Raw genomic sequence first — 14,852 nt, forward strand, 5'->3', positions numbered from 1 at the left:
CCCGCGGGCAGTTGAACGATTTTCCAAAAGCTACGCGCGTAGCGTGCGCCGTACAGGGTATTTTTCGCCACCGACAGCGCCTGCGCACCGCCTCATCCCCTCCTCACGCTCCCTGCCTAGGAGAGTGCGTCATCAAAGCCTCCAGCACCAGCAGTCCCAACGCCGTAGAACTCCGCGGCATCACCAAGCGTTTCCCCGGAGTCGTGGCCAACCACGACATCGACATCACCGTGCGCCGCGGCACCGTGCACGCCCTCGTGGGCGAGAACGGCGCGGGCAAGTCGACCCTGATGAAGATCCTCTACGGCATGCAGAAGCCGGACGAGGGCACCATCACGGTCGACGGCGAGCTGGTGACGTTCAACAGCCCCGGCGACGCCATCACCCGCGGTGTCGGCATGGTGCACCAGCACTTCATGCTCGCGGACAACCTCACGGTCCTCGAGAACGTCGTCCTCGGCTCCGAGAAGCTGTACGGCATCGGCGACAAGGCCCGCGCCAAGATCAAGGAGATCTCCGACGCGTACGGCCTCGGCGTCCGTCCCGACGTGCTCGTCGAGGACCTCGGTGTGGCCGACCGCCAGCGCGTGGAGATCCTCAAGGTCCTCTACCGCGGCGCCCGCACCCTGATCCTGGACGAGCCGACCGCCGTGCTCGTCCCGCAGGAGGTCGACGCGCTCTTCGACAACCTGCGCGAGCTCAAGGCGGAGGGCCTGACGGTCATCTTCATCTCGCACAAGCTGGGCGAGGTCCTGTCGGTCGCCGACGAGATCACCGTCATCCGCCGCGGCACCACGGTCGGCACCGCCGACCCGAAGCACACCACGACCAAGCAGCTCGCCGAGCTGATGGTCGGCGCCGAGCTGCCCTCGCCGGAGACCCGCGAGTCGACGGTCACGGACGTGCCGATGCTGACGGTCCAGGACCTGTCGCTGAGCGCCGTCGACCCCGACGGCGTGGTCCGCGCGGTCCTCGGCGGCATCACCTTCACCATCCACAAGGGTGAGGTGCTCGGCATCGCCGGTGTCGAGGGCAACGGCCAGTCCGAGCTCGTCGACACGATCATGGGCATGCGCAACGCCGACCGGGGTGTCGTGACCCTCGACGGCGCCGACATCTCGTCCGCCCCGACGCGCAAGCGGCGCGAGGACGGCATCGGCTGCATCCCCGAGGACCGCCACCGTCACGGTCTGCTCCTGGAGGCCCCCCTCTGGGAGAACCGCATCCTCGGCCACGTCACCGAGAAGCCGAACTCCAAGGGCGCGATCCTCGACCTCAAGGCCGCCCGCAAGGACACCGAGCGGATCGTCCGCGAGTACGACGTCCGTACCCCCGGCATCGAGGTCACCGCGGCCTCCCTCTCCGGCGGCAACCAGCAGAAGCTGATCGTCGGCCGCGAGATGAGCCACGACCCCAAGCTGCTGATCGCCGCGCACCCCACCCGGGGCGTGGACGTCGGTGCGCAGGCGCAGATCTGGGACCAGATCCGCGAGGCGCGCCGGGAGGGCCTGGCGGTCCTGCTGATCTCCGCCGACCTCGACGAGCTGATCGGCCTCTCCGACACCCTGCGCGTCATGTACCGCGGGCGTCTGGTCGCCGACGCCGATCCGGCGACGATCACCCCGGAGGAGCTGGGCTCGGCCATGACCGGCGCCGCCGCCGGTCACCTTGAGCACGAAGAGAGCCCTGAGGGCACCGACGGCCCGGAGGACGAGGCCCGATGAAGAAGTTCGACAAGGAGCGGCTGCTCCTCGGCATCGCGGCACCGCTGCTCGCGATCGTCGCCGCCTTCCTGATCACCGCCCTGGTGCTCGCGGCGACCGGCAAGGAGCCGTTCAGCGCCTTCGGGATCATGTTCGACTACGGCATCAAGTCGGACAGCCAGGTCTACATCATCAACAAGGCGACGACGTACTACCTGGCGGGCATCGCGGTGGCCATCGGCTTCCGCATGAACCTGTTCAACATCGGTGTCGACGGCCAGTACCGTCTCGCGGCGTTCTTCGCCGCCGCCGTCGGTGGCGCGCTGACCCTGCCGGGCATCATCCAGATCCCGCTGATCATCATCACCGCGATGATCGTCGGCGCGATGTGGGCCGGCATCGCCGGTGTCCTCAAGACCACCCGGGGTGTCAGCGAGGTCGTCTCCACGATCATGCTGAACTTCATCGCGACCGCGATCATCGGCTACCTGCTCCAGCCCGGCCGCCTCGGCCACCTGGACGCGGCCGGTACGAAGGTCGCGACGACCCCGCTGCCGGAGTCCTCGCACTTCTTCGAGTTCCCGACCACGCCGACCCCGGTCTACGGCTTCGTCGTCGTCGCGGCCATCGCGGGCGTCGGCTACTGGTTCACGCTCTCCCGCACCCGCTTCGGCTTCGACCTGCGCACCGTCGGTCAGTCCGACACGGCGGCCGCGGCCTCCGGCGTCAACGTCAAGCGGATGGTCGTCACCTCCATGCTGATCTCCGGCGCCATGGCCGGTCTGATCGGTATGCCGACGCTGCTCAACGACAGTTACGAGTTCGGCGGCGACTTCCCCGTCGGCATCGGCTTCACCGGTATCGCGATCGCCCTGCTGGGCCGCAACCACCCGATCGGCATCGCGCTGGCCGCGATCCTCTGGGGCTTCCTGGAGCGCGGCGGCCAGCAGCTGGAGTTCGAGGACTACGACCGGGAGATCGTCGGCGTCATGCAGGGCGTCATCGTCCTCTGCGTCGTCATCGCCTATGAGGTCGTCCGCCGCTACGGCCTCAAGCGCCAGCAGCGTCAGGTCGGCGAGAAGCTCGCGGCCCAGGCCCGTTCCAACGACTCGACGGAGGTGTCGGCGTGACCGCCACGGCGACTTCCACCCCGCCGCCCGCCGCTCCCAAGGCGGCCGGTGGCAAGGGCGGCCGCACCCGGCTCTCCCTTCCCTGGATCCTGCTGATCGTCGCGGGCGGGCTCGTCGCCCTCTCCGCCGTCCGCGCCATCACCGGCGCGCAGGACCTCACCTCGGCCGGCCAGATCGGCGCCGCGCTCTCACTCGCCGTGCCGATCGGCCTCGCCGGTCTCGGCGGTCTGTGGGCCGAGCGCGCGGGTGTGGTGAACATCGGCCTCGAAGGCATGATGATCCTCGGCACCTTCTTCGGTGCCTGGGCCGGCTGGCAGACCAGCCCGTGGCTCGGCATCCTCGCCGGCATCCTGGGCGGCATGGTCGGCGGTCTCGTGCACGCCGTCGCCACGGTCACCTTCGGCGTCGACCACATCATCTCCGGTATCGCCATCAACATCCTGGCCGTCGGTTTCACCACCTACTTCGCCAAGCTGTGGTTCAACTCCGGCGAGGCGGCGGCGAAGGGCGGCAGCCCCAAGCAGTCCCCGCCGGCCGAGGAGATCACCTCGGTCACGATCCCGGGTCTGTCCGACTGGCTGGCCGACATCGAGAAGCACCACTGGTTCCTGATCTCGGACCTCGCCGGCATCCTCGGCGGCCTGGTCACCAACGTCTCGGTGGTCACGATCATCGCCGTGCTGCTGGTGATCGGCACGTTCTTCGTGCTGTGGAAGACCGCGTTCGGTCTGCGCCTGCGCTCCTGCGGTGAGAACCCGATCGCCGCCGAGTCCCTCGGCGTCAACGTCTACAAGTACAAGTACATCGCCGTGATCGTCTCCGGCGGCATGGCCGGTCTCGGCGGCGCCTTCCTGTCGCTGGTCACCTCGCACATCTACAACGAGGGCCAGACCGGTGGCCGTGGCTACATCGGCCTCGCGGCGATGATCTTCGGCAACTGGCGCCCGGGCGGCCTCGCGATGGGTGCGGGTCTGTTCGGCTTCGCCGACGCGCTCCAGCTGCGCAGCGGCGGCGAGTCCGTGCACGCGCTGCTCCTGCTGCTCTTCGCGGTCCTCGTCGCGATCGCGGCCTGGAAGGCGTACAAGAAGCGCTGGATCACCTCCTCGATCGCCACCGTCATCGGTGTCGGCGTCTTCATCTGGTACCTCGGTACGGAGACGGTCCCGGTCGAGTTCGTCAGCGCCACGCCGTACGTGGTGACCCTGCTGGTGCTGTCGCTCTCCGCGCAGCGCCTGCGGATGCCCAAGGCGGACGGCATGCGCTACCGCAAGGGCGAGGGCAAGTGACGCCCAGCGCCGCGGAGCCGGACTGGGAGACCCTCCGGAAGGCTGCCCGGGACGCCATGTCCCGGGCGTACGCCCCGTACTCGGGCTACCCGGTCGGCGCCGCCGCGCTCGTCGACGACGGGCGCGTGGTCTCCGGCTGCAACGTGGAGAATGCCTCGTACGGCCTCGGGCTGTGCGCGGAGTGCGGGCTCGTCTCGCAGCTCCAGGCCACGGGTGGCGGCCGGCTGACCCACTTCGTCTGCGTGGACGGCCGGGGCGAGACCCTGGTGCCGTGCGGGCGGTGCCGGCAGCTGCTGTTCGAGTTCGGCGGCCCCGAGCTCGTCCTGGAGACCCCGCAGGGGCTGGTGACGCTGGCGGAGATGCTGCCGCAGGCGTTCGGCCCCGGCCACCTCGACAAGTAGGACCTCGGAGCGGCCCTTCCGGCACGATGGGAAGGGCCGCTCCTCCTTTCCCCCTCTATGCGCGTAGAAAGAGGCACCACATGGACGTCATCTCCGTCATCCGCACCAAGCGGGACAAGGGCGAGCTGAGCCCCGAGCAGATCGACTGGGTCATCGACGCCTACACCCGCGGCGAGGTCGCGGACGAGCAGATGTCGGCCCTGGCCATGGCGATCCTGCTCAACGGCATGAACCGCGGCGAGATCGCCCGCTGGACCGCGGCGATGATCGCCAGCGGCGAGCGCATGGACTTCTCGTCCCTGTCCCGCCCGACCTCCGACAAGCACTCCACCGGTGGCGTCGGCGACAAGATCACCCTCCCGCTTGCCCCGCTCGTCGCCGCCTGCGGCGCAGCCGTGCCGCAGCTGTCGGGCCGGGGCCTCGGCCACACCGGCGGCACGCTCGACAAGCTGGAGTCCATCCCGGGCTGGCGCGCGCTGCTCTCCAACGAGGAGATGCTGCACGTCCTGGACACCACGGGCGCGGTCATCTGCGCGGCCGGCGACGGCCTGGCCCCCGCCGACAAGAAGCTCTACGCCCTGCGCGACGTGACGGGCACGGTCGAGGCGATCCCGCTGATCGCGTCCTCGATCATGTCGAAGAAGATCGCCGAAGGCACCGGTTCGCTCGTCCTGGACGTCAAGGTCGGCACCGGAGCCTTCATGAAGAACATCGAGGACGCGCGGGAGCTGGCCTCGACGATGGTCGGCCTCGGCACGGACAGCGGGGTGAAGACGGTCGCCCTGCTCACCGACATGTCGACCCCGCTCGGGCTCACGGCCGGCAACGCCCTCGAGATCCGTGAGTCCGTCGAGGTCTTGGCGGGCGGCGGCCCGGCGGACGTCGTCGAGCTGACGATCGCGCTGGCCCGCGAGATGCTCGACGCGGCCGGGATCAAGGACGCGGACCCGGCGAAGGCGCTGGCGGACGGCTCGGCGATGGACGTCTGGCGTCGCATGATCGCGGCCCAGGGCGGCGACCCGGACGCGGCCCTCCCGGTCGCCCGCGAGACGCAGGTCGTCACGGCGTCCTCGTCGGGCGTGCTCACCCGCCTCGACGCGTACGACATCGGCATCGCCGCCTGGCGCCTCGGCGCCGGCCGGGCCCGCAAGGAGGACCCGGTGCAGGCCGGCGCCGGCGTCGAGATCCACGCCAAGCCGGGCGACACGGTCACGGCGGGCCAGCCGCTGGTGACCCTGCACACGGACACCCCGGAGAAGTTCGACTACGCCCTCACGTCCCTGGACGGCGCCTGGGACATCGCCCCGGCGGGCACGGACTTCACCCCGAGCCCGATCGTCCTGGACCGGATCGCCTGACGCACTCCGACCTATGCCGGAGGCTCATCCGAGTGAACGGGACCGGTGGACCCCCACCGGTCCCGTTCGGCCTGCTGGGATCGGTGACGCGCCGAAGGAGGAGATCGCCATGAGCGACACGGCGCACATGCCAGACGCCGCGGGGCCCGCCCTTCGGGCGGACGGCGCCACTTTCGATACACGCCCTAGAAGGCGGCCCGTGCCTCCGCCAGCAGCCCCGGCAGCTCGCGCATGTCGTCGAAGACCACCGTCTCCGCGCCGGTCAGCCGGTCCGCCCGGGTGAGGCCGCCGGAGTAGCCGAAGGCCCGCATCCCCGCGGCGCGGGCGGCCCGGACCCCGTAGGGGCTGTCCTCGACCACCGCGCAGCGCGCGGGCGCCGCACCCATCGTGGCCGCCGCGTGCAGGAAGAGATCCGGGGCGGGCTTGCCGCGCGCGACGTCGCGCGCGCTGAAGATGCGGCCCTCGAAACGGTCCAGCAGGCCCACCCGCGTGAGATTCCGGCGGATCGAGGCGTGGCTGCCGTTCGACGCCAGGCAGAAGGGCACGTCCAGCGCGTCGAGCACATCCGTCACGCCGTCCACCACCGTCAGCTCCGCGTCCAGGGCCTCGTCGTACAGGTGCTTGTACGCCCGGTGCCAGTCCGGCTCCAGGGCGCGTCCGAGCCGCTCCTCCAGGATCGCCGTCAGCATCTCCGTCGAGGAGCCCACGAACTGTTCGACGACCTCGGCCTCGGTGAACTCCGCTCCCATGAGGGCGAAGACCTGTCGGTCCACCCGGCAGTAGATCCGCTCGCTGTCCACCAGGACGCCGTCACAGTCGAAGATCACCAGTTCCACCATGGCCCGCACCCTATAGGGGGTCCGATGAGTTCCGGCCGCGGCGGAGGTCTCCCAGTCGTGGACCCCACTCGACCGCTCGTTCTGACCCTTGCCGCCCGCGCCACCCCGGCCGAGATCGCCCGGCTGTGCGCCGTACTGGAACGGTGGCCTCCCACCGACGTGATCTGTGACGTCGGTGGGCTCGCCCATGCCGATCTCGCGGCCGTGAACGCCCTGGCCCGGCTGAAGCTCGCCGCCGGGCGCCGCGGGCATCGGCTGCGGTTCGAGGGCGCCGGGGACGAACTCCGGCTGCTCCTCGACCTGGTCGGTCTGGCAGACCTCGTATGACTACGCGTCGAGCCGCTCCGGCAGGTCGAAGAGCGGGAACCAGCGCTTGGTGTCCAGGAAGAAGTCCATCCCACCGACCTTGCCGTCCCGCAGCTCCAGGACGATCAGCGCCCACGGGCTGAAACCGCCCTCGGGGTCCGGGTGGTACTGCGCGAACGCCGGCGAGCCGTTCGCCACGGTCGGCACCAGCTTCGAGCCCGCGCAGACCTCGCCGACCCCGAGCATCCAGCCCACGATGTCGTCGTGTCCCCGCAGCCACAGGTCGTACGGCGGCATGGACATCGTCGCGTCCTCGTGCAGGAGCGCCGTCAGCGCCTTCATGTCGTACCCCTCGAAGGCGGCGACATAGCGCTCGAGGAGCTCCTTCTGCTCCTCGTCCAAGGGGTCCGCGGTGTCCGAGACCGTCGGCTCGTTCTCCGCGATCGTGGCGCGCGCCCGCTGGAGCGCGCTGTTCACCGAGGCGACCGTGGTGTCGAGCAGCTCCGCGACCTCGCTCGCCTTCCAGGCGAGCACCTCGCGCAGGATCAGCACGGCCCGCTGCTTCGGCGGCAGATGCTGCAGCGCGGCGACGAACGCGAGCCGTACGGTCTCGCGGGACACCGCCGTCTCCGCCGGGTCGGCCACCGACGGCAGCACCCGTCCGTCCGGCACCGGCTCCAGCCAGGTGATCTCCGGCCGGGCGTTCAGCTGGGCCTGGGCGACCGGGGTCGCGGCGGTGAGATCCATCGGCCGGGCCCGCTTGTTGCCCGCGTTCAGCGAGTCGAGGCAGACGTTGGTCGCGATGCGGTACAGCCAGGAGCGCAGCGACGAGCGCCCCTCGAAGGAGTCGAGGGACCGCCAGGCGCGGACCATCGTGTCCTGCACGGCGTCCTCGGCCTCGAACGAGGAGCCGAGCATCCGGTAGCAGTAACCGGTCAGCTCCCTGCGGTACTTCTCCAGTTCGGAATGCCGGTCGGCGGTCGCCAGGTCACTCATGCAGGTCCACCCCACTCGCCCCTCACCGGCACCAGCGTTGTGCCGATGAGGGGAAGCTACCGCAGCCCACTGACAGCGCGGGTCAGGTTCCGGGCTTCCGTCCGTAGACGTACACGTCGTCACCGTTCCTGAGCAGGTTCCAGTACGCCTTCGCGTCCGCCGTGCGCATGTTGACGCAGCCGCCCGAACCCGGCGGGTTCCACATGGACTTGGTGGTGGAGTGGAAGGCCTGCCCGCCGTCGAAGAACTGCGAGTACGGCATGGACACGTGGTAGATCGTCGACCAGTGGTTGATGTTGCGCCAGTAGATCCTCTTGAGGCCGGTACGGGTCTCGGTCCCGTCCTTGCCCGTACGGACGGGCACCGGACCGTACTTCAGGCGCGCGCCGTCCTGGATCCAGCTCAGCTGGCGCGTCAGGTCGACGCAGGCGATCCGGCCCTTGTTGGTCGGGCACTTCCCGGCCGCGTTCGGGTTCTTCCCCGCCGCCTTCTGCGCCAGCATGGTGGACATCGTCCGCCAGGTCAGCGGACCGGCGTACCCCTGCGTCGGGGTGATGCCGTGCGTGCGCTGGAACGCCTGGATCGCCTTGCAGTCGGCGAGCGACTGCCTGCCGTCCACCGGCCGCCCCAGGAACTTCTCCACCTGCTTCTGGTACGGCCCCGTCGTCACGTTGCACGAGGCCGCCTGCGCCGGTGCCGCGCCGAGGGCGACCGTCAGCGGCACCACCATGGAGGTGATGCCGACGGCCGCCAGGGCGCGCGCTTTGATCCGGTTCATGATCACCAACTCCCCCTTGAGTCCTAAGACTTAGGACGATCGGGGGAGCGGTGCGGTTGTACGGATCCGGAACGGATTCAGTGCGCCGTACGGAGCCGGGGGCACCGGGCCTCGGCACGCGCCGCCACCCGCGCGCTGTGGCTGCCGTAGAGCGTGATCGACACGACGCCGAGGACCGCGACGAGGCCCAGGAGGACCGTGCCGGCCCAGCCTCCGGTGTGGAAGGCGATCGCGCCGAGCGTGCCGCCCGCGCTGCTGCCGAGGTAGTACGCGGACTGGTAGAGCGCCGACGCCTGGGCCCGGCCGGTCTTCGCCGTACGGCTCACCGAGGAGGAGGCGACCGCGTGCCCGGCGAAGAAGCCGGCCGTGATCAGGACCAGGCCGAGCAGGACGGCGGCCAGGGCGTCGGCGAGCGAGAGCAGCAGTCCCGCGGCGGTCGTGCCGACGGCCAGGTAGAGCGCCCCGCGCCGGCCGAGACGGCCGACCAGCTTCCCGGCGGCGGCCGAGGAGACCGTACCGACGAGGTAGACCAGGAAGATCGAGCCGACCACACCCTGCGGGAGCGAGAACGGAGCCTCGACCAGGCGGTAGCCGATCACCGTGTAGACCGCGCCGAACACCGTCATGAACAGCGCGCCGATCGCGTACAGCCGCATCAGCAGCGGGTCGGCGAGGTGGGCGCGGACCGTCTTCGCCAGTGCCTTCGGGTTCAGCGAACCGGGCGTGAAGTGGCGGGCCTTGGGAAGCAGCAGCCGGAAGACGACCGCGCAGGCCACCGCCATCAGACCGACCGCGAGGAGCCCCGCGCGCCAGCCCCACATCTGGGACGCCCACCCGGTGACGATGCGGCCGCTCATGCCGCCGATCGAGTTGCCCGCGACGAACAGGCCGATCGCGGCGATCAGCGCCTTCGGCCGCACCTCCTCGGCGAGGAACGCCATGGCGGAGGCGGGCAGGCCCGCGAGCGCCGCGCCCTGGACCGCGCGCAGGGTGATCAGCCATTCGAGGTTCGGGGCGAAGGGGACGAGCAGGCCGACGATCACCGCGACGGCGAGCGACCAGGTCATCATCGTGCGCCGCCCGAGGCGCTCGGAGAGGGCGCTCAGCGGGAGGACGAGGAGGGCGAGCGCGCCGGTGGCGGCGGAGACCGTCCAGGAGGCCGCGGACGCGGTGGCGCCGAACTCCGCCGAGATCGCGGGGAGGAGGGCCTGGGTGGAGTAGAGGAGAGCGAAGGTGGCGAGTCCGGCGGCGAAGAGGGCGAAGCTCATACGGCGGTAGCCGGAGGCACCGGGGGCGAGGCGGGTGTCGGCGGCCGTGCTGGTGGCGGCCGCCTTGGTACTGGCGGAAGGCATGTCTCGAACGTAGGACGATTCGTTTCATGCGTCCAATGCACGGAACTGCTGTAATCGTTCCCATGGTGCATGAGTACAGGTCACAGGGTCGGCTGTCACCGAGTAGTTACGAAGAAGACATGGGGCTGGTGCTCGCGCCCCGGCTCGCGTACTTCGCGGCCGTGGCCCGGCACGAGCATGTGACCAGGGCGGCGGCCGAGATGGGCGTGCCGCAGTCGACGCTGTCGCGGGCGATGGTCCGGCTGGAACAGGACCTCGGGGTGGCGCTCTTCGCCCGCAAGGGCCGCACGGTCTCGCTCACCCCGGCCGGCCGCGCCTTCTACGCCTCGGCCGAGCGGGCGCTCGCCGAGGTGGAGCGGGCGGCCGACTCCGTGCGGGCGGACGCGGACCCGGCGGCGGGGCGGGTCGCCTTCGGGTTCCTGCACACCATGGGGTCCGAGACCGTCCCCGGACTCATCCGCGCCTTCCGGGTCGACCACCCCCGGGTCCGCTTCACCCTCGTGCAGAACTACGGCGAGGCGATGATCGAACGGCTGCGGGCGGGGGAGCTCGACCTGTGCCTGACCTCGCCCGTGCCCGACGCCCCCGACCTGGTGGCCCGCCGCATCGACGAGCAGCGGCTGCGGCTCGTCGTCCCCGACGACCACCGGCTCGCCTCGCGCAAGCGGGTGCGCCTCGCGGAGGCCGCCGAGGAGACCTTCGTGACCCTGGAGCCCGGGTACGGGCTGCGCCGCATCACCGACGACCTGTGCGCCGAGGCCGGGTTCACCCCGCGTGTCGCCTTCGAGGGCGAGGAGGCCGAGACCCTGCGCGGACTGGTCGCGGCCGGTCTCGGCGTCGCCCTGCTGCCCCCGCCGGCCGTTCCGCGCCCCGGCGTCGTCGAACTCACGGTGACGGCCCCGCGCGCGGTCCGGGAGATCGGCGTCGCCTGGCTGGACGGCCACCCCGACACGGCGCCGGTGGCGGCCTTCAAGAAGTTCCTGCTGAGCAAGCGGGGCAGCCTGCTGCCGGAGTAGCGGCCCGGGCGGGGCTCTCCGGACACGCCCTGGGGCCGTATCGAAGGGAGCGCCGTCCGCCCGCGGGGCGGGCGGGCTTCGATCCGCGCCCTAGCGGCGCGGCCCGCTGCCGAATCCCGCCGCCAGGGGCATCCGCAGGCCCAGCGGCGGCGGGGCCGCCAGGGCGTCGGCGACCGGGCGGGCGTAGGGGCGGGTGAAGAGCGACCCCAGGACGAAGTCCGCGGTCAGGGAGCGGACTTCGTCGTCGTACTGGCGCAGCGCGTGGCCGTCCGAGTGGACCTCGAAGCGGCAGGTGTCGCGGTTCGACTTCTTCGCGCGCTCCGCGAGCCGGTACGACAGCTCCGGATCCGTCCGCGCGTCGTTCGTGCCGTGCGCGATCAGGACCCGGCGCCCCACCAGCTGGCGCACCGGCTCCGGCTCCGCCGCCACGTCGTCCTCCGGCAGCCAGGGAGCCAGCGCGCACACCGCGTCGACCGCCGGGTGCCCGGCCGCCCGCAGCGCGGCCCGCGCGCCCATCCCGTGGCCCACGAGGCAGACCGGCACCTCGCCGTAGCGCCGCACCGCCTCCGCCACCGCCCAGGACGCGTCCGCCGCCAGCTGGGCGTCCGGGCCGTTCCAGCCGCGCCCGCGATAGCGCACCACGTGCACCACGAGACCGTCCGTCCGCCCCGCCGCGGCGAGACGCCGCCCCAGCGGCAGCAGTGCCACATGCGCCCGGACCGAGGCGCCTCGCCCGGACGCCACCTCCCCGTCGGGGAGGAGCAGGACCACACCGCCCACCGCCGTTCCGGGGTGCGATGCGCCGACGGGCCGTCCGAGCCGGGGTGTCCGGCTGCCGGCAGTCCCTACGAGTGCGGAGTGCGCCATGACAGAACAGTCTCAGAAGCCGAGGTGTACGCCATCCGTACGCGCGGTCACTGTTACGTATCGAGAAGCGAGTTGAGGAGGGGCGCTCTACGCGCGTAGGGGCTAGAGTGCGGAAATGACGAGCCAGATCCTCAACGTCCCCACCGCGGACCAGATCCGCCGCGCCCCGAAGGTCCTGCTCCACGACCACCTCGACGGCGGACTGCGTCCCGGCACGATCATCGACCTCGCCCTCCAGCAGGGCTACGACGGTCTTCCCGAGACCGAACCCGACAAGCTCGGCATCTGGTTCCGCGAGGCCGCCGACTCCGGCTCGCTGGAACGCTACCTGGAGACCTTCGCGCACACCTGCGCCGTCATGCAGACCCGCGAGGCCCTCGTCCGGGTCGCCGCCGAGTGCGCGGTCGACCTCGCCGAGGACGGCGTCGTCTACGCCGAGGTGCGGTACGCCCCCGAGCAGCACCTGGAGGCGGGACTCACCCTGGAGGAGGTCGTCGAGGCCGTCAACGAGGGCTTCCGCGAGGGGGAGCGGCAGGCCAGGGCGAGCGGCCACCGGATCCGCGTCGGCGCGCTGCTCACCGCGATGCGGCACGCCGCCCGCGCTCTGGAGATCGCCGAACTCGCCAACCGCTACCGCGACTCCGGTGTCGTCGGCTTCGACATCGCGGGCGCCGAGGCCGGCTACCCGCCCACCCGCCACCTCGACGCCTTCGAGTACCTGAAGCGCGAGAACAACCACTTCACCATCCACGCCGGCGAGGCCTTCGGGCTGCCGTCCATCTGGCAGGCCCTGCAGTGGTGCGGTGCCGACCGGCTGGGTCACGGCGTCCGCATCATCGACGACATCGAGATCGGCGAGGACGGCTCGGTGTCGCTCGGCCGGCTCGCCGCGTACGTACGGGACAAGCGCATCCCGCTGGAGATGTGCCCGACCTCCAACCTCCAGACCGGTGCCGCGGCCTCCATCGCGGAGCACCCGATCGGTCTGCTCCGCAAGCTCCACTTCCGGGCGACCGTCAACACCGACAACCGCCTCATGAGCGGCACCAGCATGAGCCGGGAATTCGAGCTGCTGGTCGAGGCATTCGGATACACGCTCGACGACATGGCGTGGTTCTCCGTCAATGCGATGAAATCAGCATTCATTCCTTTCGATGAACGCCTCGCGATGATCAATGACGTGATCAAGCCCGGATATGCCGAGCTGAAGTCCGAATGGCTGTTCCAGCAGACCGCTGCGACCAGCGGTTCTTCCGCTCGGGCGGAGTGAGTCCGGGGCGAGGGAGAGCTCCGGACGAGGAGTCGGGGCGGCCGGAGGCGTGACCTCCGGCCGCGTTTCGGTGTTTGCTCGGGTGTCATGTGAATGGCTGGATCGCAAAGCCGCTCTGCATTCCCCGCAAAACCCTGCTTTCCCCGAAGCTCCAAGATCCCCAAGATCCCAAGGATGATTCTCTGATGAAGCAGTCTGCCGCCAAGACGCTCGGTGTCGCCGCTCTCGGTGCCGCTTTCGCCGCTGCCGCCGCCGGCACGGCCTCCGCCGCATCGCCGCTGCCCGCCGCGCCCGACGCGCTCGGCCTGGTCACCCAGACCCTGCCGCTGGGCGACGTCACCGAGCTCCCCGACGGCGCCGGCGAGTCCCTCCTGGGCGGCCAGGCCGCCGTCGACCAGGGCGTCAAGACCCTTCCGGCCGCCGCCGGTCAGGCCATCGAGCACGCCCCGCTCGACAGCGCCACCGGCGCGCTGGGCGGCACCCCGGTCGGCGGTCTGCTCGGCGGCCTGCCGCTGAACGGTCTGCCGATCGGCTGATCACGCACACCACCCCACACGCCGATGGGGCGCGCACCCGGACCGGGTACGCGCCCCATCGGCGTCTGTGCGTCCTGTGCCCCTACCAGGCCGTGCTCGCCGACTTCTCCGTCGGCAGAAGCAGCCACAGCGCCAGGTACAGCAGGAATTGCGGACCGGGCAGCAGGCACGAGACGAGGAAGATGACCCGCATGGTGGTGGCCGAGGTGCCGAAGCGCCGTGCCAGCGCTGCGCACACTCCGCCGATCATGCGTCCGTCACGGGGGCGGGCAAGTGCGGCCATGGTGGGCTCCTTCGCGAGGTGTCTCCGGGAGCCGCTCCGTCGGGCTCCCGATGACTCCATGCTCGCTCCGGACCGGGGGACAAAGCGTCGGTCTACGGGGCGATGCCGACCCTGGGAATCGTCGGGGTAGCCCCCTGAGGGCCCTCATCCCGCAGCAGGGTCGAACCCCGGCCGCGCCTGCTCCCGGAGGGGGACCGGCCCGTCAGCGGACCCCTCCCGCGACGGAGCCGCGCCCGGCCCGCCGGCACCAGCAGCAGATGGGCCAGCGCGACGCCCACGGTGTTCAGGAGCAGCGAGTCGACGTCCACGACCTGCCCGGGCACCGCGGTCTGGAGCAGCTCGACGGCGAGGGAGACCAGCGCTCCCGCGGCGACGGTACGGGCCAGGGAGGCCAAGGGCGACACGTGGAGCCGGCCGTCGGCCATCGGGAGCAGGACACCGAGCGGGGCCAGGAGCAGCAGCCCTCCGCCGATCCGCCGGGCGGCCTCGGCCGGGCCGAGCGCCAGATCGGCCTTGATCCCGGCGAGTGGGGTCAGGTTCGGCGCCGTCACCCAGGCCACGTCGCGTGGGCTGAGTGCCACCCAGGCGACGAGGAGCAGATGCGCGAGGAGGAAGACGAACCCCGCCACGCGTACGACCACGGCGGCACTGCCGCCCGAACCTTGACGCTGCACGCTCCCCAAGACGCGTCCCGTGCCGGAATCGGTTCCGCCGCCGACCCGACGGCTCGC

Annotated in this window: 16 protein-coding genes; 9 read left to right on the plus strand and 7 right to left on the minus strand. The window is 71.0% G+C overall.

Annotated elements, in window-relative coordinates; genetic code table 11:
- Positions 1-131 precede the first annotated feature (131 nt).
- From AB0D99_RS23505 to AB0D99_RS23525, 5 genes are all read left to right on the plus strand, one after another.
- On the plus strand, positions 132-1,724 hold the full coding sequence (locus tag AB0D99_RS23505; RefSeq protein ID WP_362365628.1) for an ABC transporter ATP-binding protein: 1,593 nt from the start codon (positions 132-134) through the stop codon (positions 1,722-1,724).
- A complete protein-coding gene (locus AB0D99_RS23510) occupies positions 1,721-2,833 on the plus strand; it encodes an ABC transporter permease (protein ID WP_362365444.1) in 1,113 nt (370 codons plus the stop codon). Before AB0D99_RS23505 ends, AB0D99_RS23510 begins: the two co-directional genes overlap by 4 nt.
- Entirely contained in the window at positions 2,830-4,119 is a 1,290-nt protein-coding gene (locus tag AB0D99_RS23515; protein WP_362365447.1) for an ABC transporter permease, read from the plus strand. Before AB0D99_RS23510 ends, AB0D99_RS23515 begins: the two co-directional genes overlap by 4 nt.
- Positions 4,116-4,520, plus strand: coding sequence for a cytidine deaminase (locus tag AB0D99_RS23520; RefSeq protein WP_362365450.1), 405 nt, complete (start codon positions 4,116-4,118; stop codon positions 4,518-4,520). Before AB0D99_RS23515 ends, AB0D99_RS23520 begins: the two co-directional genes overlap by 4 nt.
- A gap of 80 nt (positions 4,521-4,600) precedes the next feature.
- Positions 4,601-5,878 (plus strand): thymidine phosphorylase, encoded by a 1,278-nt coding sequence (locus AB0D99_RS23525; RefSeq protein ID WP_362365453.1) that lies wholly within the window; start codon positions 4,601-4,603, stop codon positions 5,876-5,878.
- A gap of 185 nt (positions 5,879-6,063) precedes the next feature.
- Here the strand turns inward: AB0D99_RS23525 and AB0D99_RS23530 are convergent, their stop codons facing one another.
- A complete protein-coding gene (locus tag AB0D99_RS23530) occupies positions 6,064-6,717 on the minus strand; it encodes an HAD-IA family hydrolase (RefSeq protein WP_362365456.1) in 654 nt (217 codons plus the stop codon).
- A 57-nt stretch (positions 6,718-6,774) separates the two neighbouring features.
- Here AB0D99_RS23530 and AB0D99_RS23535 point away from each other — a divergent pair, with 57 nt between their 5' ends.
- The gene (locus AB0D99_RS23535) at positions 6,775-7,044 is read left to right on the plus strand and encodes an STAS domain-containing protein (protein WP_362365459.1); all 270 of its coding nucleotides are present in this window, start codon (positions 6,775-6,777) and stop codon (positions 7,042-7,044) included.
- On the opposite strand, the gene AB0D99_RS23540 is transcribed toward AB0D99_RS23535, so the two are convergent.
- From AB0D99_RS23540 to AB0D99_RS23550, 3 genes are all read right to left on the minus strand, one after another.
- Positions 7,045-8,019 carry a sigma-70 family RNA polymerase sigma factor gene (locus tag AB0D99_RS23540; protein WP_362365462.1) on the minus strand — a complete coding sequence of 325 codons (975 nt, stop codon included), beginning with the start codon at positions 8,017-8,019 and terminating at the stop codon, positions 7,045-7,047.
- An 82-nt stretch (positions 8,020-8,101) separates the two neighbouring features.
- On the minus strand, positions 8,102-8,749 hold the full coding sequence (locus AB0D99_RS23545; protein WP_362365631.1) for a L,D-transpeptidase: 648 nt from the start codon (positions 8,747-8,749) through the stop codon (positions 8,102-8,104).
- 125 nt (positions 8,750-8,874) lie between these two features.
- Positions 8,875-10,149, minus strand: coding sequence for an MFS transporter (locus AB0D99_RS23550; protein ID WP_362365465.1), 1,275 nt, complete (start codon positions 10,147-10,149; stop codon positions 8,875-8,877).
- Between the two features lie 62 nt (positions 10,150-10,211).
- Between AB0D99_RS23550 and AB0D99_RS23555 the strand changes: the two genes are divergently transcribed.
- Positions 10,212-11,165 (plus strand): LysR family transcriptional regulator, encoded by a 954-nt coding sequence (locus AB0D99_RS23555; RefSeq protein ID WP_362365468.1) that lies wholly within the window; start codon positions 10,212-10,214, stop codon positions 11,163-11,165.
- Between the two features lie 90 nt (positions 11,166-11,255).
- Here AB0D99_RS23555 and AB0D99_RS23560 read toward each other — a convergent pair whose 3' ends face one another.
- On the minus strand, positions 11,256-12,032 hold the full coding sequence (locus AB0D99_RS23560; protein WP_362365471.1) for an alpha/beta hydrolase: 777 nt from the start codon (positions 12,030-12,032) through the stop codon (positions 11,256-11,258).
- A 115-nt stretch (positions 12,033-12,147) separates the two neighbouring features.
- Here AB0D99_RS23560 and AB0D99_RS23565 point away from each other — a divergent pair, with 115 nt between their 5' ends.
- Positions 12,148-13,302: an adenosine deaminase gene (locus AB0D99_RS23565; RefSeq protein WP_362365474.1), complete on the plus strand. Its 1,155-nt coding sequence runs from the start codon at positions 12,148-12,150 to the stop codon at positions 13,300-13,302.
- Positions 13,303-13,487: 185 nt separating this feature from the next.
- Positions 13,488-13,838: a hypothetical protein gene (locus AB0D99_RS23570; protein WP_362365477.1), complete on the plus strand. Its 351-nt coding sequence runs from the start codon at positions 13,488-13,490 to the stop codon at positions 13,836-13,838.
- An 82-nt stretch (positions 13,839-13,920) separates the two neighbouring features.
- On the opposite strand, the gene AB0D99_RS23575 is transcribed toward AB0D99_RS23570, so the two are convergent.
- Together AB0D99_RS23575 and AB0D99_RS23580 are read right to left on the minus strand one after the other, a co-directional pair.
- Positions 13,921-14,121, minus strand: coding sequence for a PspC domain-containing protein (locus AB0D99_RS23575; RefSeq protein ID WP_336546973.1), 201 nt, complete (start codon positions 14,119-14,121; stop codon positions 13,921-13,923).
- Positions 14,122-14,213: 92 nt separating this feature from the next.
- A complete protein-coding gene (locus tag AB0D99_RS23580) occupies positions 14,214-14,795 on the minus strand; it encodes a VanZ family protein (protein ID WP_362365481.1) in 582 nt (193 codons plus the stop codon).
- Positions 14,796-14,852 lie beyond the last annotated feature (57 nt).

The sequence above is a fragment of the Streptomyces sp. NPDC047971 genome (genome assembly GCF_040653355.1).
GTDB lineage: Bacteria > Actinomycetota > Actinomycetes > Streptomycetales > Streptomycetaceae > Streptomyces.